This window comes from Microbulbifer sp. ABM4_008, from assembly GCF_056311705.1.
Genome location: NZ_CM149970.1, coordinates 226,484 through 250,201 on the forward strand (window position 1 = coordinate 226,484; position 23,718 = coordinate 250,201).

Annotated in this window: 17 protein-coding genes; 9 read left to right on the forward strand and 8 right to left on the reverse strand. The window is 51.2% G+C overall.

Going from position 1 to position 23,718, the window contains the following annotated elements:
* Positions 1-45 precede the first annotated feature (45 nt).
* The 3 genes from ACYX4J_RS01065 to ACYX4J_RS01075 all read right to left on the reverse strand — a co-directional run bounded on the left by ACYX4J_RS01065 (position 46) and on the right by ACYX4J_RS01075 (position 3,853).
* The gene (locus ACYX4J_RS01065; protein WP_476177677.1) at positions 46-1,737 is read right to left on the reverse strand and encodes a thiamine pyrophosphate-binding protein; all 1,692 of its coding nucleotides are present in this window, start codon (positions 1,735-1,737) and stop codon (positions 46-48) included.
* A gap of 153 nt (positions 1,738-1,890) precedes the next feature.
* Positions 1,891-3,165 carry an inorganic phosphate transporter gene (locus tag ACYX4J_RS01070; RefSeq protein ID WP_282930993.1) on the reverse strand — a complete coding sequence of 425 codons (1,275 nt, stop codon included), beginning with the start codon at positions 3,163-3,165 and terminating at the stop codon, positions 1,891-1,893.
* A gap of 10 nt (positions 3,166-3,175) precedes the next feature.
* Positions 3,176-3,853, reverse strand: a complete 678-nt coding sequence (locus ACYX4J_RS01075; RefSeq protein ID WP_476177678.1) for a TIGR00153 family protein — start codon at positions 3,851-3,853, stop codon at positions 3,176-3,178.
* A gap of 146 nt (positions 3,854-3,999) precedes the next feature.
* Between ACYX4J_RS01075 and tfpB the strand changes: the two genes are divergently transcribed.
* The 3 genes from tfpB (at position 4,000) to ACYX4J_RS01090 (ending at position 9,801) form a co-directional block, all read left to right on the forward strand.
* Complete coding sequence (gene tfpB, locus ACYX4J_RS01080; RefSeq protein ID WP_476177679.1) at positions 4,000-5,775, forward strand: type IV pilus assembly ATPase TfpB; 1,776 nt, start codon at positions 4,000-4,002, stop codon at positions 5,773-5,775.
* 169 nt (positions 5,776-5,944) lie between these two features.
* On the forward strand, positions 5,945-8,788 hold the full coding sequence (glnE, locus tag ACYX4J_RS01085) for a bifunctional [glutamate--ammonia ligase]-adenylyl-L-tyrosine phosphorylase/[glutamate--ammonia-ligase] adenylyltransferase (RefSeq protein WP_476177680.1): 2,844 nt from the start codon (positions 5,945-5,947) through the stop codon (positions 8,786-8,788).
* 59 nt (positions 8,789-8,847) lie between these two features.
* Positions 8,848-9,801 (forward strand): branched-chain amino acid transaminase, encoded by a 954-nt coding sequence (locus ACYX4J_RS01090; RefSeq protein ID WP_444895899.1) that lies wholly within the window; start codon positions 8,848-8,850, stop codon positions 9,799-9,801.
* A 52-nt stretch (positions 9,802-9,853) separates the two neighbouring features.
* Here ACYX4J_RS01090 and ACYX4J_RS01095 read toward each other — a convergent pair whose 3' ends face one another.
* Complete coding sequence (locus tag ACYX4J_RS01095) at positions 9,854-11,197, reverse strand: UDP-glucose dehydrogenase family protein (RefSeq protein ID WP_476177681.1); 1,344 nt, start codon at positions 11,195-11,197, stop codon at positions 9,854-9,856.
* 24 nt (positions 11,198-11,221) lie between these two features.
* Complete coding sequence (locus ACYX4J_RS01100) at positions 11,222-12,499, reverse strand: O-antigen ligase family protein (RefSeq protein WP_444940580.1); 1,278 nt, start codon at positions 12,497-12,499, stop codon at positions 11,222-11,224.
* 353 nt (positions 12,500-12,852) lie between these two features.
* Here ACYX4J_RS01100 and ACYX4J_RS01105 point away from each other — a divergent pair, with 353 nt between their 5' ends.
* Entirely contained in the window at positions 12,853-13,740 is an 888-nt protein-coding gene (locus tag ACYX4J_RS01105) for an ELM1/GtrOC1 family putative glycosyltransferase (RefSeq protein ID WP_444940581.1), read from the forward strand.
* Here ACYX4J_RS01105 and ACYX4J_RS01110 read toward each other — a convergent pair.
* Both ACYX4J_RS01110 and ACYX4J_RS01115 read right to left on the reverse strand, forming a co-directional pair.
* A complete protein-coding gene (locus ACYX4J_RS01110) occupies positions 13,737-14,402 on the reverse strand; it encodes a YrbL family protein (protein WP_476177682.1) in 666 nt (221 codons plus the stop codon). The genes ACYX4J_RS01105 and ACYX4J_RS01110 overlap by 4 nt on opposite strands.
* Complete coding sequence (locus ACYX4J_RS01115) at positions 14,395-15,525, reverse strand: glycosyltransferase family 4 protein (protein WP_475709265.1); 1,131 nt, start codon at positions 15,523-15,525, stop codon at positions 14,395-14,397. Before ACYX4J_RS01115 ends, ACYX4J_RS01110 begins: the two co-directional genes overlap by 8 nt.
* Positions 15,526-15,762: 237 nt before the next feature.
* Between ACYX4J_RS01115 and ACYX4J_RS01120 the strand changes: the two genes are divergently transcribed.
* Positions 15,763-16,683: a glycosyltransferase family 2 protein gene (locus ACYX4J_RS01120; protein WP_476177683.1), complete on the forward strand. Its 921-nt coding sequence runs from the start codon at positions 15,763-15,765 to the stop codon at positions 16,681-16,683.
* A 104-nt stretch (positions 16,684-16,787) separates the two neighbouring features.
* A complete protein-coding gene (gene waaA / locus ACYX4J_RS01125) occupies positions 16,788-18,113 on the forward strand; it encodes a lipid IV(A) 3-deoxy-D-manno-octulosonic acid transferase (protein WP_476177684.1) in 1,326 nt (441 codons plus the stop codon).
* Positions 18,114-18,127: 14 nt separating this feature from the next.
* On the opposite strand, the gene ACYX4J_RS01130 is transcribed toward waaA, so the two are convergent.
* Positions 18,128-19,651: a TolC family outer membrane protein gene (locus tag ACYX4J_RS01130; protein ID WP_476177685.1), complete on the reverse strand. Its 1,524-nt coding sequence runs from the start codon at positions 19,649-19,651 to the stop codon at positions 18,128-18,130.
* Positions 19,652-20,001: 350 nt separating this feature from the next.
* Here ACYX4J_RS01130 and ACYX4J_RS01135 point away from each other — a divergent pair, with 350 nt between their 5' ends.
* From ACYX4J_RS01135 to ACYX4J_RS01145, 3 genes are all read left to right on the forward strand, one after another.
* Positions 20,002-20,655, forward strand: a complete 654-nt coding sequence (locus ACYX4J_RS01135; protein ID WP_444918389.1) for a paraquat-inducible protein A — start codon at positions 20,002-20,004, stop codon at positions 20,653-20,655.
* A 136-nt stretch (positions 20,656-20,791) separates the two neighbouring features.
* Positions 20,792-21,328 carry a paraquat-inducible protein A gene (locus tag ACYX4J_RS01140; protein ID WP_413663550.1) on the forward strand — a complete coding sequence of 179 codons (537 nt, stop codon included), beginning with the start codon at positions 20,792-20,794 and terminating at the stop codon, positions 21,326-21,328.
* A complete protein-coding gene (locus ACYX4J_RS01145) occupies positions 21,321-23,705 on the forward strand; it encodes a PqiB family protein (RefSeq protein ID WP_476177686.1) in 2,385 nt (794 codons plus the stop codon). The genes ACYX4J_RS01140 and ACYX4J_RS01145 overlap by 8 nt, the downstream gene beginning before the upstream one ends.
* The last annotated feature ends 13 nt before the right edge of the window (positions 23,706-23,718 follow it).

Below are 23,718 nucleotides of genomic sequence, written 5' to 3' on the forward strand. Positions count from 1 at the left end.
TATTTTTAGAGTTAGCTTGGTTTTTCAAGCAAGGTGAGGGAATAATTAAACACTGCGGCTTGGGCGGCTATTGTTCCTAGCTACCTGGTTTCCCCATCTAAGCAAATTTACGTTGCAATCATTGCGATCGATAATTACTTCTATCAGGCAAAGTCCATCGTGCTTTAGGGCATCTTTTATTGCTTTATCCAGCTCCCCCTCAGTGGTGACTTTACAACCCCAGGCGCGACCCTCTCCTGCACTGAAAACCTCGACTAACTGCGCGTACTCCCAGTTTTTAATATTGTTGTAGGGTCCATCGTGAATTTCTACTTCAATGGTGTAGCCACCGTTATTTATCAAAAAAATAATTGGATTAACGTTGTAGCGGATCATTGTGGAGATTTCCTGGGCGGTCAGTTGGAAAGACCCATCCCCAATACAGGCGATCATGCGCCCTTTTCCCATACCCAAGCTATAACCGAGAGTTGCTCCTACAGACCAGCCGATACTCCCATATTGCATTTGTATTTCGAAGCGGGCTCCATCTGGTAGCGATAGTTCCATACCGTTAAACCAGGAGTCCCCGGTTTCCACTAGCAGGGCGGTATCGCTTTCAAGCACTTTTTGGATTCGGGCAAACAGTTGTCGAATCGTTAAAGCATCGCCTCGCTTGCCTGGTTGTGGGATATGTTTTGGACTACTGACCCGGCGGTAGGCTTTTACTGCACCGTTATTGGGGTTGAGCTTATTGACCAGGGCTTCCAATAAGTCATTCATATGGACATTGCTGTAACAGGTATCTCCCAGTTGTACAGATGCTGGTAATGCAATAACGGTCTTGCTTTTGTCGAAGCATAGTTGGTGCCCGGTAGTGGTGTAATCGGTAAATATTGGGCCGGCAAAGAGCAGTGCATCGGCGGTATCAACAATTTCACTGCACCCCGGTGTACTGACTGGTCCCCAGTACATACCCATAAAATTGTCGTGAGTCTCTGAAAGCAGTCCCTTGGCATCGGCCATACAGGCTACACCGTAGCGGCTGCTCGCAGCTAGTTCCCGCAGGGATTCCTCAGCAGAGGCTGCACGTACTTTTCCCCCGGCAATCAACACTGGCCGCTCGGCAGTATTGAGGAATGCGGCAATATGATCTACCGCAGCAGCGAGTGAGTCCGGGTCGCTCGTGGCACTCCGAGCAAATCCCCGGGGGATAGGAGCTGACGTAGGAGCGCTGGCAATATTGGCTGCAATTTCGATATAGACCGGCTTACGCCGTAGCATCGCAGTATCAATTGCTCTGTCTATTGCCGCAGGAGCGAGGGATGGGTGGTGGATAATTACAGTCTCGGCTGTGACCCGTGAATAAATTTCGCTCTGATAGCTGTAATCGACCTTGCCTAAAGTGTGGTGTAAATATTCCCACTCAGCCTCAGAGTTAGTATTTGGCCCTCCTGAGATAGCGATCAAAGGGAGGTCTTCCGCAAAGGCACCGGCTACCGCATTGATCATGCTCAGGCCGCCTACAGAAAAAGTGACCACAGCCGCTGAGGGCCCACCTGTAGCTCGTGCATAGCCGTCGGCGGCGTAGCCTGCGTTCAGCTCGTTACAACAACTGATCATTTTTAGGTCTGGGTGGAGTAGCAATTGATCCAGTAGCACTAAGTTGTAATCGCCAGGTAAGGCGAAGTAGTGCTTTATACCGGCGTCTTTTAATCTCTGTGCCAGGTAGGTTCCCACTGTCCAGTTGCAAGTAGTCATGTGATTTACACGAATGAAGTGAGGGGAAGGCGAAGTTGATGTGCGCCAGATATCTGTTCAGCTATTGGCACAGCTTAGTTGAGATTGGTATGAGTGAGAGGAACAAAAAAGGGGGCCTAGGCCCCCTTTTTATTGCTCAATGCTACTGCAGCTTTAGCCGAACAGGCCCTTGAAGAAGTAGAAGAACAGGATCGCAATACCTGCACCCGCTGGGAGGGTGACCACCCAAGATGCGGCGATAGTGGTGATCATACGCAGGTTCAGGGCGCCAATACCCCGCGCCAGGCCAACACCCAATACCGCGCCCACCAGAGTGTGAGTCGTGGAGATTGGCAGGCCGGTACCAGAAGCCAGTACGACGGTGGAGGCCGCACCCAGCTCGGCAGCGAAGCCACGGCTCGGGGTCAGCTCGGTGATTTTCTTACCGATAGTGGCCATTACCTTAAAGCCGTATGTCGCCAGGCCCACCACGATACCGATACCGCCGAGCAGCAATATCCAGGAAGGCATAGTGGATTTAACGGTGATAGCACCGCTCTGGATGGTGTTAACTACGGCAGCCAGAGGACCAACGGCGTTGGCGACATCGTTGGAGCCGTGAGCGAAGGCCATGGCACAGGCGGTGAAGACCATCAGGATCGCAAATACGCGCTCGACGTTGGCGAAACGGTTTTCAGCTTCAGCTGCCGGGTCGCGCTGGACGCGCTTGAGCATGGTGACTCCGATACCGGCGACAGCAAGGCCCACCAGGGCGGCGATACCGGCATCCTGGATAAAGCTGAGCTGGATATTGGCATCTTTAAGAACGTGCTTGAGGCCCTTGGTAAGGGTCACCATGGCAATCATCCAGCCCACTGCAAACATGTAGAAGGGGATGTAGCGCTTGGCATTGTTGAAGGGGTCTTCCGTGTCTAGGATCAGGCGCTGGACACTGCGGAATAACAGGAAAGACAGGGTGCCCGCGAGAACCGGGGAGACCACCCAGCTAGCCACGATGCTGCCCACTTTACCCCAGGCCACTGCATCTGGGGATATACCTACCGCAGAGAAGCCGACAATTGCGCCGACAATAGAGTGGGTGGTGGATACCGGCCAGCCGAGAATACTGGCTACCAGCAGCCAGGTGCCCGCCGCCAGTAGTGCCGAAAGCATACCGTATACCAACAGCTGCGGTTGGGCGGCGAAGACTTCAGAATCGATAATGCCTTTGCGGATGGTTGCGGTAACCTCTCCGCCTGCCAAATAGGCGCCGGCAAATTCAAAGATCATGGCGATAACAATCGCCTGCTTGATAGTCAGTGCACGGGAACCTACGGAGGTACCCATGGCGTTGGCTACGTCGTTGGCACCGACGCCCCAGGCCATAAAGAAGCCTGCCACACAGGCCAAAATCAATAATATATGGCCGTATTGACTAATAATTTCCACGCCAAACCCCCTAACGTGCTAACAACAACTGCAATCGGTTGCCCACGCTGTGGGCGCGATCGGCGAGTTCACCGATCCATTCAATAACCCGGTAGAGGAACATAACGTCCACCGGAGGTAAGTCTTTCTCAATAACAAACAGCGACGCGCGAATTTCGACTTCAAGCTTGTCTGACTTGCGCTCCAGTTCATCCAGCTCTTCAGTCATGCGTTTGGCGATATCCACCTCGCGCCCGGCAAAGCCGCTTTCCAGCAACTCGTCCAGTTCGTTGATCGCGCGCAGTGCTTGTGCAGAGGTGGCGACAGCGCTCTCCACAAAGGTGGTCATCAAGGATTGGAGAGGTTCGGGAATCTGCATCTTCCTGCCTACAGCCAGACCAGCGATATCCTGGGCAGTGTTGGCTACCTCATCCTGGGCATGCAGCAATTCCAGCAAGTCGGTCCTGGACACTGGCATAAACAGGCTGTCCGGCAGATGCAGGCGCAGGTCTCTCTTGATATCGTCAGCGCGGTTCTCCGAGGCGGAGATACGCAGTTGGATCTGTTCTGCCTCTTTGAGGTCACCTTTGATCAGTGCTTCAAAGAAGGGGATCAGGTCAGCCGATGCCTCGTGGGCCGTAGCCATATGCTTCTCGATTGGCTTAATCGGAGAGCGGCCAAATAAGTTGGCAATATTCGACAGGGCCATGGTTAGCTCCATTGCTCAGAATGCGAAAACGGCGGCATGGTACCCCAATCGGGGCAACTTCGTAACAGTGCGTTAACAGCGCACTTTCACAGCTTGATGATAGGGCTACAATGCGACGTCGCCATATGAGAATAAAGGGGTTACCAATGGCAGAGAGTAGAGTTGCAGACCGCATACTGGAACTGCGCGGATTACTGGAAGATTTGGTGGGGCAGGGCTTTGTTAGCCGAGAGGATGCCAACCGTATTGTCGGGACCCCGCGGACAGCAGAGCAGGCCCAGATGCACCCGCTCAGCTATATCGCCAGTTGTGACCTGGCCAACCGCAAGCAACCGGGTAGTCTGCTCAATAGTGAAATCCTTAGCGCCTGGTTAGCGGAGAGCTCCTCCCACCCCTTGTATCATATTGATCCTCTGAAGGTTAATGTGAGCGCTGTCACCGAGGTGATGAGCTTCCAATTTGCCAAGCGACACCAAATTCTCTGTGTTGAGGCGAGTACCGAAGAACTTCTGGTGGCGACAGCTCAACCGTTTAACCATGGTTGGGAGGAGCAGCTGGAACATACCACTGGCCGCAGAGTACGCCGTGTGGTGGCTGATCCGGCCGATATCAAACGACACTGCGTCGAGTTTTACTCCCTTTCCAATTCAATCTCTGGTGCAAGCGGCCTTCAGGGAACCTCAGCGGCAAATAATTTTGAACAGTTGCTGGAGTTGGGCGCCTTAAAGGACCCTGAAGCTAACGATCAACACATCGTCAATATCGTCGATTGGTTGTTGCAGCACGCCTTTGATCAGCGTGCCAGTGATATCCATATTGAACCGCGCCGGGAAGTGGGACGTATTCGCTTTCGTATTGATGGTGTACTGCATCCAATCCATGAGTTACCAGATCAAGTGAATGCTGCGGTTACCAGTCGCCTGAAAATTCTAGGGCGCATGAATGTGGCGGAGAAGCGCAAACCCCAGGATGGCCGCATCAAGACAAAAAGGCCCGACGGCAGCGAAGTGGAGTTGCGCCTCTCCACTCTTCCCACAGCCTTTGGCGAGAAGCTGGTAATGCGGATCTTCGATCCAGAGGTTCTCGCGCGATCTTATTCCGATCTGGGACTGGGTGGTGATGACTTGGCTCGCTGGCAGGCGATGCTGTCACGGCCCAATGGTATTGTGTTGGTTACGGGCCCTACCGGTTCGGGTAAAACCACCACTTTGTATACTGGTCTTAAGCAGTTGGCCACCAGTGCAGTGAATGTTTCCACGGTTGAAGATCCTATCGAAATGGTGGAAGAGAGCTTTAACCAAACCCAGGTTCATCACTCTATTGGCTTTGATTTTGCTGCAGGTATTAGAACCCTGATGCGTCAGGATCCCGATATCATCATGGTTGGTGAAATTCGTGACCTGGAAACCGCTCAGATGGCGGTTCAAGCGGCACTGACAGGCCACCTGGTTATCTCAACCCTGCATACCAATGACGCTCCAACAGCGGTTACCCGCTTATTGGATCTGGGCTTGCCGCATTATTTATTGAAGTCCACCATTCTCGGGGTGATGGCCCAGCGCTTGGTGCGCACACTATGTCCCAGTTGCAAGCAGGAGGACAAAATTGAAGAGGCCGATTGGCAGTCTCTGGTGAAACCCTGGAGAGCGCCGTTACCGGACAAAGTCTACCGGCCGGAAGGTTGCCTGGAGTGTCGTAATACGGGCTATCGTGGGCGTCAGGGTATTTATGAAATCCTGCCATTTAGCGAGTCGGTACAAGCTATTGTCACCACCGATTGTGATTTACAGCAACTGCGGCGCCAGGCGATGCGCGAAGGTATGAATAGCCTGAGGCTTTCCGGTGCGAAAAAAGTAGCGGCGGGTTTGACCACTGTGGCAGAGGTATTGAGGGTGGCCCCACCGCCGGATATCGCTTTCTAGCTTCGGTGGCCTCTCTGAGATAACTGTTTGAAGATGTAGAGGCCAGTGAAGTGACGCGAGGGGCGGGCTTGCTCGGCCACTCATCATTATCCGATACCACCGCTAGCTATCGGAATGCCGATAGCTAGGCAGAATTGCCCGCTGATATTCGCACCAAGGATCGACCCTCATGTTTGACAACATTCAGTGCCCAAAACCCATCCGCGCTCAACTTCAGTCACTTTGGCATGACTGGTGTGAACTGGTGGAGGCCGCGCTTGTTGTTGAGGTGGAGAGCTTGCTGGCAGAGCCATTGCTTGCGCAAGGAGTGGCTCGGAGCTTAATTGGTTCAGAATTTTTTTATCAACAGTGCTGTCGCCGCCCAGAGCTTTTCCGGGATTTGTTACTTAAACAAGATCTTGGGCTCTCCCTGCCGATCATAGGAAGTGATGAGGAACTGGATCTTCAATTGCGTTTATTGCGTAACCGGGTAACGGCTGAAGTCATATTTCGCGATTTTGCCGGCCAGTGGGATATTCCCCAGGCATGTCTGCGGCTCAGTGAATTGGCTGAGCTATCCATTCGTACGGCGATGCAATGGCACCATGAGAAATTAGTTGAGCGCTATGGCGAGCCTCGTAGTATAGCTGGCGATAGTCAGTCGATGGTGGTGTTGGGAATGGGCAAATTGGGAGCCCGGGAACTCAATCTTTCATCGGATATCGATCTGATTTTTGCTTACCCAGAGCCTGGTTATACCGATGGTGGAAAGAGCATAGAGAATCAGCAGTTTTTCCAAAAGCTTGGCCAGCGCTTGATTAAATCATTGGATGGAATCAATGCGGATGGTTTTGTCTTCCGTGTAGATATGCGTTTGCGCCCCTACGGTGACAGTGGCCCCTTGGTAAGCCATTTCGCCGCTCTGGAGGACTATTACCAGACTCAAGGGCGTGAGTGGGAGCGCTACGCCATGGTCAAAGCTCGCCCTGTTGCCGGCAGGGAGGCGTTTTCTGAAGAGCTGATGGAGTTGTTGCGCCCATTTACTTATCGCCGCTATATCGATTTCAGTGCTATTGATGCTTTGCGTGAAATGAAAGCCCTGATACAGCGGCAAGTGCGCGCTCGCGGTTTAACGGACAATATCAAACTTGGGCGGGGCGGCATACGCGAGTTGGAATTTATTGCCCAGGCATTCCAGTTAATTCGCGGAGGGCGCGAACCCGCGCTGCGCGAGCGCAGCTTGCTCAAGCTACTGCCCCTTTTGGAAAGTGATGGCCATGTTGAACCGGGAGTGGCCAGTGAACTGACCAATTGTTATTTGTTGCTGCGGAGAGTTGAACACGCTCTTCAGGCATACCGGGATCAGCAGACACAGGCGCTCCCAGCTGAGGAGGAAGAAAGGGAAAAATTGGCATTTGCCCTGGGCCGCGATAATTGGGAGCAATTGGAGAGTGAGCTGGTCGAAGTTCGTTCCTTAGTTGAGCGGGAGTTCGATACTGTAATCGCTCCACCAGAGGAGATGGCCGCCCCCAGTGTGGCTGAAGAGTGGCAGGGACTCTGGGCAAGTTGCGCCGATGAAACTGCGAATGAAGAGAATTTGCAGATTTTGGAAAGTGCAGGGTTTCTTCCTCCACCGCAGGCACTCGAGCACTTAAAGGAGCTGTGCCAGTCAACAATGGTTGCGGCACTACCTGCTTCTTCCCGTGCGCGCCTAGACCAATTTATGCCTACGCTACTGGCCGCAGCAGGGTTACAGGCTGATCCCTTGTTAGTGCTAACCCGTGTTTTACCTTTAGTGCGCTCAGTACTGCGTCGCAGTGCCTATCTCGTCCTGATTAATGAAAATCCCCCCGTGCTCAACCAGCTGGTGCGCCTCTGTAGTGCCAGTCCGTGGATTGCTGAGCAACTTGCGCGCCATCCAATTCTGCTGGATGAGTTACTGGATTCCCGCAGGTTACTAGCACCCTCTACGGCGGCAGATATTGCCAATGAGCTGCGTCTCGAATTGTTGCGGATCGATCCTGAAGATCTGGAATTGCAAATGGAGGCGCTTCGATATTTTAAACAGAGTCAAAGCCTGCGCATTGCGGCACAAGAGGTGAATGGTGCCCTGCCTTTGATGAAAGTCAGTGATTCCCTTACTTGGTTGGCAGAGGCGATATTGCAGCAGTCATTGCAACTCGCCTGGGCACAGATGGTGGATAAATACGGTGTGCCTGCGGGGGCCTCGGCAGAGGATATGCACTTTGCCATTATCGCCTACGGAAAGCTGGGGGGGTTGGAGCTTGGCCACGGTTCTGACCTGGATATTGTTTTTGTGCACGATGCAGATGCGATGCAGGTTACCGACGGTAAAACCAGTATTGATAACCTGAGCTTTTTTACCCGACTAGCACAGCGACTTATCCACATATTGCAAACCCGTACATTGAGCGGGCCTCTTTATGAGGTAGACACAAGACTGCGCCCTTCGGGTAATTCAGGACTCTTGGTGACTTCATTGGCTGCCTTTGAAAAATACCAGAGGGAGAGTGCCTGGACCTGGGAGCATCAGGCGCTGGTGAGAGCTCGATCTGTCGCCGGTAGTCTCCGCCTGAGTGAGTCGTTTCAACAGTTGCGTACGAAATTGCTTTGCCAGTCGCGAAAGAGCGATAAATTGCGTGATGAGGTGGTGGAAATGCGCAATAAAATGCGTGCGCACCTCGATAAGAGCAACGATAAAAAGTTTGATCTAAAGCACGGTGAGGGCGGTATTGTCGATATTGAATTTATGGTTCAATATGCTGCTCTGGCCTGGGCAAAAATTTCGCCCTCGATCGTGCGGTATACCGATAATATTCGCATTCTCGAAAGTCTAATTGACGCAGGCCTGATGCCGGCCCAACAAGCCGGACATCTGATCGACGCCTACAAAGCCTACCGATCTGAAGGTCATCGCCTGGCACTACAACAACTGCCAGGGATTGTGAGCGATGACCAATTCACAGCGGAAAGAAAGACCGTTCAAACAAACTGGCAGCAATTACTCGGTTAACACCGGGTTTCTACCTGCTGCCCGATTAAACTGTTTTTCAGGATTTGTAGGAGTTACCCATGTCTTTTGCCGACCGCGACGGCGTTATCTGGTTTGATGGTGAATTGGTTCCCTGGCGCGATGCCCGGGTGCATGTCCTCACTCATACCCTGCACTATGGAATGGGGGTATTTGAAGGCGTACGGGCTTATGAAACCGGTAACGGCACCAGTATCTTTCGTTTGCAAGAGCACACCCGTCGGTTGTTTCGCTCTGCAAAAATAATGAATATCCCAATGCCCTACAGCACTGATGAGCTGAATGAAGCTCAGCGGCTTGTGGTGCGCGAAAATAACTTGCGCCAAGCTTACTTGAGACCAATGGTATTTTACGGGTCAGAGGGAATGGGGTTACGCGCAGAAAATCTTTCAACCCATGTGATTGTCGCTTCCTGGGAGTGGCCCAGCTACATGAGCCCCGAGGCGTTGGAGCAGGGGATTAAGGTGAATACCTCCTCATACACTCGACACCATGTGAATATCAGCATGTGTAAGGCGAAAGCCAATGGTAACTATATAAACTCGATGCTGGCGTTACAGGAGGCAGTGCGCAATGGCTGCGAGGAGGCGTTATTACTGGACCCCGAGGGTTATGTTGCTGAGGGTAGTGGAGAAAATGTCTTCATTGTTCGCGATGGGACTATTTATACCCCGGAGCTGACGTCGTGCCTGGATGGAATTACCCGAGATACAGTTATTGAGCTGGCACGGGAGTGCGGCTATAGGGTGCTAGAGAAGCGTATCACTCGGGACGAAGTCTATATCGCTGACGAAGCGTTTTTTACTGGCACAGCGGCGGAAGTATTGCCCATTAGTGAGTTGGATGGGCGTTCTATCGGCAGTGGTCGTCGCGGCCCTATTACCGGTCGTTTGCAAAACCTTTATTTTGATGTGGTACATGGGCGTAGTGCTGCGCATCGGGGTTGGCTCAGTGATGTAGCGGGCCAGGCAGAAGTAAAGATGCGAATAGCATGACAGAAAATAAAAACCCGGCAGATGCCGGGTTTTTATTTTAAGTAAGGCTTACTTAGTAAGAGCTGGTGGTGTCCGGGCGCCCTACGCAGTAATAATCAAAGCCTGCCTCGCGCATTTCCTCTGGTTCGTACTGGTTGCGTCCGTCAAACACAACCGGGGCACTGAGAGCACTGCTTACTTCATCGATATCAAGAGATTTGAACTGTTGCCATTCGGTCGCGACAATCAGGGCGTCGGCATCCTGTAAAGCCTCTGTCTTGGAGTCGCAAAGGGTCAGGTCTTCGCGATCGCCAAAAATTCGCTGACACTCCTCCATGGCCTCAGGGTCAAATGCTCGTACTTTCGCACCCTGCTCCCACAATCGAGCTAACAGCACACGGCTTGGGGCTTCGCGCATATCATCTGTATTGGGTTTGAATGACAGGCCCCAGAGCGCAAAAGTTTTGCCCTGAATATCTCCGTTAAAATGGCGTTGTATTTTTTCAACGAGATAGTGTTTCTGGCGCTCGTTGCGGGATTCCACGGCGGCGAGAATATCTGCAGCAATGCCCAGCTGTTGAGCCGAGGAAATCAGGGCTTTCACATCTTTCGGGAAACAGGAGCCACCGTAGCCGATACCTGCGTAGATAAACTGGTAACCAACTCGTGGGTCTGAGCCGATTCCGGCTCGAACTGCTTCAATATCAGCGCCAACTTTATCGGCAATATTTGCCATCTCGTTCATAAAGCTGATTTTGGTCGCTAGCATGCAGTTGGCGGCATACTTGGTCAGCTCCGCGCTTTTAACGTCCATCACCAGGATTTTTTCGTGATTTCGGTTAAATGGTGCGTACAGGTGGCGAAGCTTCTGCTCTGATTCTTCTTCGGAGGTGCCGATAATAATTCGATCCGGGCGCATACAGTCATTGAGCGCCGAGCCCTCCTTGAGGAATTCAGGGTTGGAAATAATATCGAATGGCAGATCAGACCGGTCCCGTTTGGCGAGTTCCTCCTCAACGGCAGCCCGCACCTTATCGGCAGTCCCCACGGGTACTGTGGACTTATTGATAATGTATTTCTTGCACTCCATGTGTTTGGCAATGGTTCTGGCGACAGTCAACACATGGCGAAGATCTGCTGAGCCGTCCTCATCTGGAGGAGTGCCCACAGCGATAAAAATTAGCTCACCGTGTTCTACACCAAAGGCGGCATCGGTTGAAAAAGATAGATTGCCTGTGGTGATACTGTTTTTCACCATAGGCTCCAGGCCGGGCTCATAAATAGGGATAATTCCCTGCTTGAGGCGGTTGATCTTGTCCGCGTCTATATCGATACAAACTACTTTATTCCCAGCTTCAGCTAAGACTGCTGCTTGCACCAGGCCCACATAGCCGGTGCCAAATACGGTTACATTCATCAGTGTGACTCTATCTCTCAGCGGTTACTGTTTTTGAGGGTTACTTTCTTGGATAGTTTTACATTGGCTCAAACCCCGGTCTTCAATGCTGCTTCGCGCCAGCAGGATAGCCAGGGGGATCCAGTAAAAGAACCAAATATAATTGGGCTTAGCCAAAGGTTGCTGGGCGTATGTCAGCATTGCCAGTACACCGAACAGGAACCAAGTGAAATACAAACCAGGAATCCAACTCAAAAGTCTTTCTTTGGATCTCACGGTCCACAGAGTTGCAAGCCCCTGCCAGATACAGGCTGCCAGCCCTAATAGCCCGCTAAAACGCGCGATATCCAGAAGAAAATTGTGTGGATGGGGCACCATCCTGTTTAGTGCAATAAATTTCTTATGCACTAATCCCTGGCCAAATAGTGGCGCTTGCAGGAACTCCTCAAAGGCTTTTTGCCAGAGTGTCAGACGTATAGAGTAAGCGCTACCCCGGTGTAGGAGGGGCAAGTCACCATACAAGGCAAAATAGGTCAATGGCAAAACACAGACGATAGCCACAACAACCAAAATTTTCAGCAGGCGCGAAAGGTTGCCGAATACAACCAAGAAAATTGAAAAGCCCGCCATAACAATTGGGACTTTGGTTTGTGACAAAACTATGTAGATACAGGAAGTGAGTAGGCCCGCTCCTGATAGCCAGCGCCAAATACGGGGTTTTTGGTAGAGGCCGTAGCAGCAAAAAAGAGCGTGGAAGCCGAACAGCATTCCTGTTTTATCAATATTGCCCTCTAGAGATATACCGCCAATCCGGCGGAGATCCTGGAGGCCGCCATCAAGGGAATAAGCAATTAGCGAGGCAATACCGGATAGCAGTCCAATCACAATAAGCGAGAGTAATAGCTTATGGAGGATGTTGTCGCCGTATTGCTCCAATAGGAAGAAAACAGCGCAGTAAAATAGAGCTAGGTATAATACCAATTTCCAGTAGTAATCAGATTGCCTATAAACATCTGCGGCATCCGGAGAGGCCCACAATGTTGAAAGCGCTAGAATGATAGGCAGGCTGCAAAAGGTTAGGAACTGCCAGGAAATCAGGAAGTGATAGCTCTTTCGCCACGCCAGCAGTAGAAGGGCTGTGGGCACTAAAGTTAGATAGAAGCTGGTTTGTACTCCCGATACCTTGGGGGAAACATAGTAGCCACATACCAGTATAAATAACCCTAGAAAGGCCCACTTAAGCAGGCCTGAAATCCACAACGAGCTTTGCTGGCGATAAATGGGCTGGGAAAGATTGTTTAGAGTACTTCCAAGTTCAGGCATAGGTGCAACTGTCGGCCGTTCAGAAAAGATTGTATTTAGGTGTGCGGAATCAGGCTGTTTGAGTGGGTACTATATAAAAGTCTGTTGTCCATGAGCGCTCAAATTTTGCTTTTTGGTGATAATTGTGGGGCTTTACACAAACTAATAGCGGATGTCTATTTGGCTGAGCGCTTTAAGGGGGTCTCCTGAGGTATAGATTTACCAGGGACACCCGTTGGTGCTCCCTGGGGGGGTATGGTTGGCAGTATACTGGATGTTTTGGGGCTCCCATAGCCTTGTTACTGTAGCCCCACTGGCATGCGCTAGGTACACTGCGCGATATCCTCGGTGTTTTAGTAGTTTAGGGTTCAATATTGCAACTTACTGTTTGGCGTTTTCTGGATGGCAACCGGGCTCATGAAAAGCAGAGCGCTGCTCTGATTGAGGGGTTGCGCAGGAGTTTTGTCGGGGAGGTACAGGCTTTTGACATACCGCCAGAGTACAGCGCCAGTCGAATTGCCCTTAAGCCAGGCGAGTGGCTGGAAAGCCTCCCTACCCCTGATTTTCTGATTGGCACAGGCCGCCGCAGTCGCCTTCCCATGTTGTCCGCCCGTCACAGGTTTGGTGGTCGCGCAGTGGCAATCAATCGCCCCTTATGGCCGTATCGCTGGTTTGACTTTGCCATCGTTCCGGAACACGACCGTCCCCCGCCCCTACCCAATGTCATCGTAAGCCAGGGCGCCTTGACCGAACCACTCCAAGAAAGTGTGCCGCAATCTGGAAAGGGGCTTATTTTATTGGGTGGACCCAGCAAGCATTACAGTTGGAACTCAGCTTCAATCAGGGAGCAGGTTGAGAAGTTATTGGTGCAACCCTTGGACTGGTGTATTTCGGATAGTCGGAGAACCCCGAAAGGCACAATGGAGGGGCTGGGGAAAGGGGGCGCAGAGTTGGTTGATTGGCTCTCGTGTCCGCCGGGTTGGCTTCAGGAGCAACTGTCCCAAGCAGAGAGAATTTGGGTAACAGAGGATAGTATCTCTATGTTGTTCGAATCGCTGCAAAGTCAGGCCCAGGTCGGTGTGATTCGGGTTCCGAGTCGCAGTAAGTCAAACAAGGTGCGTTCAGCAGTTTTGAGGCTTTTGGATCAGGGTTTGGTCAGCGAGCAGTTTGAAGTGAAAGGAGGGGGCAGGCGTGATCCCCTTAACCAGTTTCTGTTGTGTGCCCGAGCATTATTACGCCGATCTGGGTTGCCAAGTCGTTAGCGTTTGAGCCCTTCGGCTTCAAACTTTCGCCAGGGGGTTTCTTTATTGGAAATCTCCCACTCGACTCTCAGCCACATACGCTCGATACGACGGTGGATATAGCGTTTCGCGAAGTAGCTGGAAACTTTAGGCAAGGGTAGAAAAGAGGCGCAGCCCAACCCATCAATTAGATAGGTCTGCAGTTCACCATTTTCCTTTCGCAAGACCAGATTGTGGGCGATCAGGTTTTTGGTGAGTACTTCATATTCAAGCAGCCACTCGGAAAAACGCTGCAAAGATGCGCGCACCTCGGCATTCAGGCCATATTTATTCAGGTATTGGCGCAGAGTGGATGCTGGGTTGCCATCTCGATCAAGAATCATGTCGGTAACTGCTGCGGGCCCCAGGTTGGTCTCCTGTATCCCATACCACCTTGGTAAATGCTGCCAAAGCCCATCTCGATTATCGGCAAGCGCCCGTTGGCTGTAGCCTTCCAGCTCGCGAAGATTGTCATCGAAATATGACTCTCCACGCCAAGTTTTATACCAGGGCGCCCGTCCCAGTAGTTCAGCCGTTCGCCCTGGTCGCATCACCTTGACACAGATTTCAGGCCGCTCCGGGTGTCGGTAGCAAAAGCGATTGCCTCCACTGGCAAACGGCTCGCTTTGGCTCAAATTAATCACTCGGGTTCGCTCCGGTACGCTCTGTGAGTAAGCTTTTGTAGATTTCAATGGTGTGTTCGGCCTGTCTTCCCAAAGTGAAATCGGTAGATAGGTGAGGCCTCTGTTCAGGGCTGTCGAGCAGCTCTTGAGTACGCGCGAATAAAGCTTTTGAATCATTGATATCAACTAGCCCTTGAGGGAAACAGGCATTAAGTGACTCTGCCGGGCCCCCAATGTTATAACCGATAATAGGTGTGCCAATCGCAGCGGACTCTATAACGGTTCTGCCAAATGGCTCGGGTCGACGTGATAGGTTATACACCAAACTGGACGCACTGTACCAGTGGCGTATATCACTACGGTGACCAACCAGGGTAAGGTGGTTCTGAAGCTTCATGGAGTGAATTTTTTGTTCCAATTCATCGGCGTAGTGCTGTTTATTCTTCTCTGCTCCGCCGAGAATGATGCCGTGGATATCAGAACGGTTTTGGACTAGCTGATGGATTAGATTGATAAAGTCTTCTTGTCCCTTCCAGCGGGTCAGTCTTCCGGGTAAGAGGAGCCAGCGTTTGCCGGCAAGCTGGGGGAAATCCTGGTGTACTTTTTGGTACCAGGACTCCGTTGGCTGGACATCGGGATTGAACTCATCCGTATCTACACCCCGATAAACGATCTGTGGAGGACGCTTTAGATCGTTTGCATAGTTCTCCAGTAAGTAGCTATTCACACACTCTGATATTGCGATTACCTGTTCGGTTTTCGCCATAATCGCACTGTATCGATTTATCGAGTAAAGGCCATGGGCCGTGCTGACAAGGCGGGGGCGCTCAGCGGGGTCAAGATTTCGCCAGGCAAGATAGGCTAGCCAAGCTGGAACCCTGGAACGCACATGGATGATATCGGGCCTCTCACGAGCTATAACCTCTCGAAGTGGTCTGACCTGTAACAGGCTGAAGAGAGACTTTTTGTGGATAGGAAGTTCGATATGGACTGAGCCTTCAGCCTTCAGTTGCCCGACCATGCTCCCCCCACTGGAAACGACGATTGACTGATGACCGCCTGCTACCAGGTAGCGGGCAAGGTCAACGGTCCCCCTCTCAACCCCCCCAGAGTTCAGGGCGGGTAAAAGTTGCATAATTTTCATGGGGAGATATACCAAGACTTATAAAATTTGTTCTTTAAATCAATTTGACTAATGGGTTGCGTTTTAGCAGGGAAGGTCGGGCACAAGCATATAAAATGAAGCATAGATGCCCTGATAAAGCATTTGGCAAAAGTGGTATTATAGACAGGTCATTCTTAAGGGTATAGGCTGATTCTTTTTTAACCCAGCTCAAAAGCTTATATCTGATTTGTCCTTGGCCGTAATCTGGAGTTTACATTGCACCCCTTGTTAGTGATCTGTATTTGTACTTATCAGCGACCAGAGCGGCTTCGCAGTTCTCTGCAAAGCTTGGCCAACCTGCAGCTACCTTCAGGTTTAAATGTGGCTGCATTGGTTGTCGATAATGATTCGGACACTCAGGCTGGTAGAGAAGTTGTGGAAGAGCTGTCGAGAAGCTTTCCCTTCCCTCTCAACTGTGTTGTAGAAGAGCGACGGGGAATCCCCTGTGCACGCAATCGCTGTATTGATGAACTGGATAATATGGGAGCTGACTACCTGGTTTTCATCGATGATGATGAGTGGGTCGAGCCCGATTGGTTAATCCAGCTATATGATTACGCGCAGAAGCTGGGGGGCAGTAGCGTGGTTTGTGGCAGTGTTGTTCGGCGTTGGCCGGATTCTGTACCTGCCTATTATTCACGTATTTTTTATCGGCAGAAACGAAAGACTGGAGATCAGCTCAACTACTGTGCGACCAGCAATGTATTAATACCGATGAGCAGTATTCGCTCGTTAGGACTGAGGTTTAATGAGCAGGATCCTCTTGGTGCCGGTACAGATGTGATTTTTTTCACAGAGTTTAAGGCCAAGGGCGGAAAGATTGTTTACTGCCTGGAGGCGAGGGTTTACGAGGCTGTACCGGAGAGTCGCGCCAATATGCGTTGGTTGTCGCGTAGAAAATTCTCCGCTGGTATCACTCTGGCAAAGCATAAACTTGCCAAAGGTCGCGGTCATACCAGTATCTTTGTATCGGCTCTGGGGCAACTTTTGATCTCCAGCATAGGCTGTATTTTAGGATTGATTTTCGGTGGTAAGCGCTTGGGTTCTGGGCCTTGGCTCCGCGCCTGCCGTTCAGCTGGCATGGCTTGTGGTGTTTTTGGGGTGCGCTCTGAGTTTTACCGGGTGGTCGATCACTAATAGCCTGAGGTCTTCCTTGTGGGGGGTGTTTTACCTGGGAGAGATAACCGTCATCATAACGTTTTCTCTGGTGGCAATATTGATCTTTAGGTGACCCCTGCTTCATGCAAATATTTTATTCCTGGCTCTTCCGCCTGTTTTTACCTGTTGTCCTTCTACGTCTCTGGTGGAGAGGGCGTAGCCAGCCGGCCTATCGGTTGCGCTTAAGAGAGCGTCTGGGTCAGGTTCCAAAAAGGCATAGCCGGGCACCGTTAATCTGGGTCCATTCTGTATCTGTAGGGGAGACCCTAGCCGCCGTACCAGTGATCTCTAAATTGGCTGCGCGACATACAGACTGGCAGTGGCTGGTAACGACTACAACTCCAACCGGGTCTGAGCGGGTGAAGGAAGCCCTGCAGCCAATTCTTGGTGGCCGCTTACTTCACTATTACCTTCCCTATGATCTCCCTGAATGCCTGGTGCCATTTCTCAATGCGCTTAGCCCGAGTGCATTGGTGATTATAGAGACTGAGCTTTGGCCCAACCTACTCAAGCTCTGCTCGAGCAGGAAGATCCCAATTTTATTGGCCAATGCACGTCTCAGTGAAAAATCTGCACGAGGTTACGGGCGTTTTCCCTCTTTGAGTCGAACAATGTTGAGTAACCTGGATCGTGTTGTTGCGCAATACCCTGCGGATATGCAGCGGTTTATCGATTTGGGATTACCAGCGGATAGAGCAGTAGCCAACGGCAATATCAAGTTTGACCTCAGTATTGATATGGGACTGGCTAGTGAAGCCCAGGCGCTGGCGCACCAGTGGCGGGGGGAGTCTTCCAGGCCTATATGGCTGGCGGCTAGTACCCATGTGGGTGAGGATGAGGTGGTCTTGGATGCCTTCTCTATTTTGAAGAGAGAATTTAAAGATCTTTTACTCGTGTTGGTGCCCAGGCATCCACAGCGTTTTGATAGTGTTGCTCGCTTGTGTCGGGAGCGTGGCTTTACCTTGGCTCGAAGGAGTGAAGGCACAGCCGTTAAAGCTAGTGATGAGGTTATTCTGGGAGACACCATGGGGGAGTTGCTGCGCTTCTATGGGGCCAGTGATATTGCTTTTGTGGGAGGTAGCCTGGTCTCTGTTGGTGGCCACAATATGATTGAACCCGCTGCCTGGGGTGTACCAGTTATTTCCGGTCCTCACCTGCATAACTTCGCCACTGTATCCAGTTTGTTGCAGGAGGCTGGAGCCATGGTTGTAGTCGAAGACAGTGAATCGATGGCTTCACAAGTTCAGGCTTGGCTGGAAGATGTGGGGCAAAGAAAAGCCGCCGGTCAGAGAGGGAAAAAAGTAGCTTCAGAAAATAGTGGTGCTTTGCAGCGCTTACTGGGCGAGGTGGAGCGGCTGGCTACACAAAATGAAGACCAGAGAGAGAATAAAAATCCTGCTCTCTGGTAGACGCGTATACGCAGTTACTTCGAAGGTGCTGGAAGGCTGGTACCGCCAGTTTCCTCCACGCGAGAGACGTTACTTGCAGGGTTCAGCATCATATCCAGATCCTGAAGGTCTTTAGGAGATAAGAGTCCTGCAGCCTGCTTCAAGCTCAGTGAGTTTAGAATGTAGTCGTACAGCGAGTTGGCGTAGTCAGTTTGTGAATCGAACAGGGTCCGCTGAGCCAGGAGCACATCTACAATATTTCGGGTGCCTACTTCGTATCCCGCCTGAGTCGCATCCAATGCACTCTTGGCAGAAACGACGGCTTGCTCACGTGCTGCTACTCTCGATACATCGGTGACAACAGCACGGTGCAAGGTGCGCGTGGTTTGTATGGTATCTCTCTCTGCAAGAATGCTGAGGTCCTGGGCCTGGAAGGCTTGGTTTCTAGCCTGGCGACGGTTGGCACTGAGAAGGCCACCAGTAAAGATGGGCACGTTTACAGTTACCCCTGCACTTGTTCCCCATTGGTCAATATCTTGCGGGTAACGCACAAATTGGCTGCCTGTTATGTCGCTGAATCGATTTTTCTCGTTACCATCTTGAGTCAGTTTATTATAAGAAAGTGAGCCAGTGACGGTGGGTAGGTGTTCACTGGCTTCTGCCCGAGCGTTATAGCGGGCGGCATCGGCACCAAGCCGTGCAGCTTTAAGGACAAAATTGTTGGCGAGGGCAAACTCAACCCAATCGGCGCGATCTGAAGGCACCGGCGGAGCTACTTGGAAGTCATCTACCAGAGGAGCTACTTGATCATGGTAGCCTCCGGTCAGTACAGATAGAGCATCAAAGTTACTGAGGAGGTTGTCTTGAGCTGTTAAGCGCCGGGCAACAGAACTGTCATAAGCGGCCTGGGAGTCGTAGACATCAGTAATTGCTGTTAGACCGACTTCGAAGCGCTGTTGCGTCTGTTCCAGCTGTTTGGCCAGGGCTTGCTCTTCGGCAGTAGCTGCCTCGAGGACGTCATAAGCACGCAATACATCAAAGTAGGCGGTGGCGACACGAATCATCATTTCTTGCTGGTTAGCACTGAATTCTGCTGTCGCCTGCTCTGTTAATCTCTTGCCCTGTTGATAATCGAACCAGGCAGGGGCGTCAAAAATGGCCTGGGTCAGGTTGGCACTATAGGTTCTTTCCTGTAAGGAATTGCTAGTTTGGCTTCTAAAATCCACTAGTTGGACATCACTGTCGTCGTTCTCTTCACTCAAATCCAGTAACTGAGCAGAATTCCGGCTGCTATCAGAGTGAGTTCTAGCGGCTTCGAAAGTAGCATTTACCTGAGGAAGTAGGAATGCGCGGAATTGATATTTGGCCTCGATACCCGCGTGGTAAGCAGCGCGATCAGCTGCTAGTTGAGGGTCATTCTCCAGGGCCTGTGTATAGATATCCCACAGGGTGTCGGCTTGCGCCTGCATGGCGCCCAGGCCCAGCAGCGTAGCGGCGATTAGTTTTTTCAGCGGACGCAACTTGCGGCCTTGCGGCTCTGTGCGGTTACTTCTTTTCATCTGTTTCGACTTCCTGTGGAGGGTACGGTCTTCAAGCTTTTGCAAGTTATTTGGAGCTGGTGTCATGTAGTGGGGATATAGAGGGCTCCAGCTTGCGGTTATTACTAGTATTGCCAGTCTCCCCAATAGCAGTCGCGAGAGTTTACCCGGGGTCAAACCGACCGTCGAGACGGCAATCGGCTTTTTGCTATATCTTCGTTAAACCGACACCTATGTGCGTTTATCGGTAATTTCTTGGCAATAACTAGGGCCCATTGAATAAGGTTGAGGGCCTATATTTCAATAGACGCGCCTCATAAGCATTTGGATGCGGCAAAAATTGTGCAGAATAAGGCAAGGACTGACTGTCCATGAATGAGGAGCGCAACGCAGTGCTGACCGATTGGCAGAGGGTCTGTCACGAATGCGATCTACTTTTAACCGGCGGCTTGGCGCCCCCGGGACAAAAGCTAATTTGCCCACGATGTCGCTGTACTTTGCATCGCAATGGCAATCATAGTATTTACTACACTCTGGCTCTCAGTCTAACCGGCCTATTACTGTTTATTCCCTCTGTTAGCTTGCCATTGCTCGATTTTTCCCTGTTCTCATTTGGTGCAGAAAGTACCTTGCTTAATGGCGTTTACTCTCTTTTCAAGGCGGGGTTTATTTGGCTCTCGGCGCTGGTGCTTTTCTGTAGCGTTCTGGCTCCGGTAGGTAAATTTGCCCTGTTGTTATTTATTTGTTGGGGCAGTGCTTGGGCCTGGCTTGACCGGCCGGTATCCAATGCTGTTCGTTTTTACCAGCACTTAAAAGAGTGGGGCATGCTCGATGTCTATATGCTCGGAATTTTGGTAGCCCTGATTAAATTACGGGACTTGGGCAAGATGGAGGTAGAACCTGGTCTGTACTGTTTTGGTGCCATGATGCTACTGGCAAATCTCTCTTCCCTGAGTTTTGACCAAACAGCAATTTGGCACCGCTTAGCACAGCGTCGTGCGCTTAAGGGACAAGCTTGTGAATAGCGTACCAAATAAAGGTTTAAAAAATGGCTTAACCAGCTGCCTGTGCTGTCATCAATTAATTATTCTTCCCCAAAATGGTCGTTGCCGATGTCCGCGCTGTGGAGCGAGAGTACACAGCAGAATCGAAGGAAGCTTAATGTTAACTTGGGCTCTGACGATTACTGGCACTTTATTGCTTTTACCTGCCAATGTGTTACCGATAATGACGGTAGTTTATTTAGGTGCCGGTGATCCCAGCACTATCATTAGCGGGGTCATGCAACTCTATAACTCGGGAATGTGGGGAATAGCTTTAATTGTCTTTGTTGCCAGTATTGCAGTTCCTGTGATGAAGCTACTGGGATTGGGATTGCTCCTGATCCAAATTCAGTTGCGCCTGTCCTTCGACCCCATTCAGTCCATGAAAATATATCGAGTAGTTTCCGGCATCGGGCGCTGGTCACTCTTAGACTTATTTATGATTTCAATTTTGGTGTCGCTAGTGGATATGGGATTTATTTCCCAGGTAACTGCTGGAGCTGGTGCGACAGCTTTTGCCTCTGTGGTAGTGGTAACCATGTTGGCGGCACGAACTTTCGATTCCCGTTTAATTTGGGATGCCTATGACGGAGATTTATATGAGTCTGCAGTAGAGCCAGAAACGGCTCATAGGAGCGCCGCAGAAAATGGCTGATGAGCTGCCCCCGCAGGATACGAGTGATGCGTCTTGCTTGGATGGAGGCGCTCAGCGGGGAGTAGTGCGCGCAAGCAGGGGGTTACCCCTAGTGTGGATTTTACCTTTGATCGCGGGGCTGATTGCTCTCTGGTTGCTCTATCAGGATTTGTCAGAGGGAGACGTTAAAGCCACTATTTTATTTCATTCTGGCGACGGCCTGGTAAAAGGAAAAACGGTGGTCAAATATTCCGGGGTCGATATTGGTATGGTCCAGGATGTGCGCCTTGTACCTAATGCGAAAGAGCTGAATGGAGCCGATGGCGTTCTGGCCGAAGTTAGTTTAAATCGCAGTGCAGAATATTTATTGGTAGAGGGCACTGAGTTTTGGGTAGTAAAACCCGAGTTATCTATTACCGGTATTAGCGGCTTGGAAACTCTACTTTCAGGCAATTACATTGCCGTTGAATCAGGTAGTGGAAAGCGCAAGCGCAACTTTGTTGCCCTGGATCAGCCTCCTGCATTTATCCGTGGGGATGGTTTGCGTGTTGTTTTGCAGTCCCGTCGCTTGGGCTCTTTAAGTCGAGGATCGCCAGTATATTATCGTCAGTTGCGAGTCGGTCAGGTAGCGGATTACCGTTTGGATCGAAACGGAACTGAAGTCAGTATCGAATTATTCATTCGCCGGGAATATGCCTACCTGGTTCATCGGGGCAGCCGCTTTTGGAATAGTTCAGGGATCTCTATCGAAGGCGGTATTAGCGGTATCAGTGTCAATTTAGAATCCCTGGCAGCACTTTTTGCCGGAGGCGTAAGTTTTTATACCCCGGAAAATCAACGTCAGTCTCCACTCGCTGTAAATGGTAGTGAGTTTGAGTTATATAAAAATTTTGCCGCAGCAGATGCGGGAATTCCTGTGACATTAAATTTCGATCAGGGGGTGAATGTTACTCCGGATTCTACGAAGGTTTACTATCAGGGCATCCAGGTAGGGGAAGTCAGTGGGACCAAGGCAAACCGCCGTTTGAATGGTATGGAAGTCAAAGTTCTGATGGATCCGACAACGGATGAATTGCTCACCGAAAATACCCGTTTTTGGCTAGCCCCCCCGAGCTTCGATTTTACTGGCGGACTAAACGATTTAATCCAAGGTAATCGCATAGAAGTAGATTTGCGCAAAGGACAGCGCTCCCAGCGCAATTTCACTGCGCGAACCTCTGCGCCACCGATGGACCCCCGTGTGCCGGGGCTGCATTTACGCCTCACTTCACGCAATCCCGGGTCTTTGCAGCGGGGCGCGCCGGTTTATTTTCGCCGTATAGAGGTAGGAAAAGTGCAGGGAATGGAATTGCGTAGGGATGGCGAGGGGGTAGAGGTTTATGTGGTGATAGAGCCCCGCTATGCCCACTTTGTGCAGGAAGGCGTTCGGTTCTGGAATGTGAGCGGATTGCGGGCTACAGCAAGCTTGACCGAGGGGGTGGAAGTGGAGGCAGATTCGCTGATGTCACTTCTGCGTGGCGGTATCGCCTTTGGCATACGCCGGGAAGACCTTGGAAAAGGCGGGCAGGCAAAAAATGGAGACCAGTTCCCTCTTTTCAGCAGTCGGGAAGCGGCTATGGAGGGGGGAATACAAATTCAAGTCAGCCTTGTCAGTGCCGAGGGGCTGAGAGTTGGAGCACCGCTGCGCTACCGCGGGGTACAAGTTGGAGAGATTACTCGCCTGAGACTCGATCGCTCTTTGGGCGAGGTGTGGGCCAGGGCCAAGCTTTATCATCGCGGAGAGCAGTTTGCTCGGGAGGGCACACGTATATGGGTGGTTTCCCCGCAAATTAGCATCGATAAGATTGCCCATTTGGATACCCTGATTACAGGGCGCTACCTGGCGCTTGAGCCTGGCTTAGGAGATCCACAGACAAAGTTTTACGCTTTGGAACAGGCACCGGAAGAGGATCTTGCAGAAACTTTTACTCGCCCTGGACTGGGAATTATCCTGGATGCTGCGAGGCGAGGATCTCTGGTAGCAGGGAGTCCGGTTTATTATCGCCAGGTAAAAGTGGGAGAGGTTACAGGTTTTTCCTTGGGGGAGTATGCTGATCGAGTGTATATCTATGTTCATATCGAACCCCAATACCAGCCCCTGGTGCGAGAGTACACGGTGTTTTGGAATGCCAGTGGCGTCGATGTGAATTTCGGTCTGAAAAGTGGGCTTAATATCAACACAGAATCGGCTCAGGCCCTGTTGCAGGGGGGGATCGCATTTGCCACGCCAGAAGCCCCTTTTATGGGATTTGAAGTGGAGTCGGGCAGCCATTTCCCTCTCTACCCGAAAGCTGAACCCAAGTGGTATACCTGGAGTCCTAAGATAGAACTTTACGGCACGGTCGAACCAGTAAAATAAGTACGGGAATGTA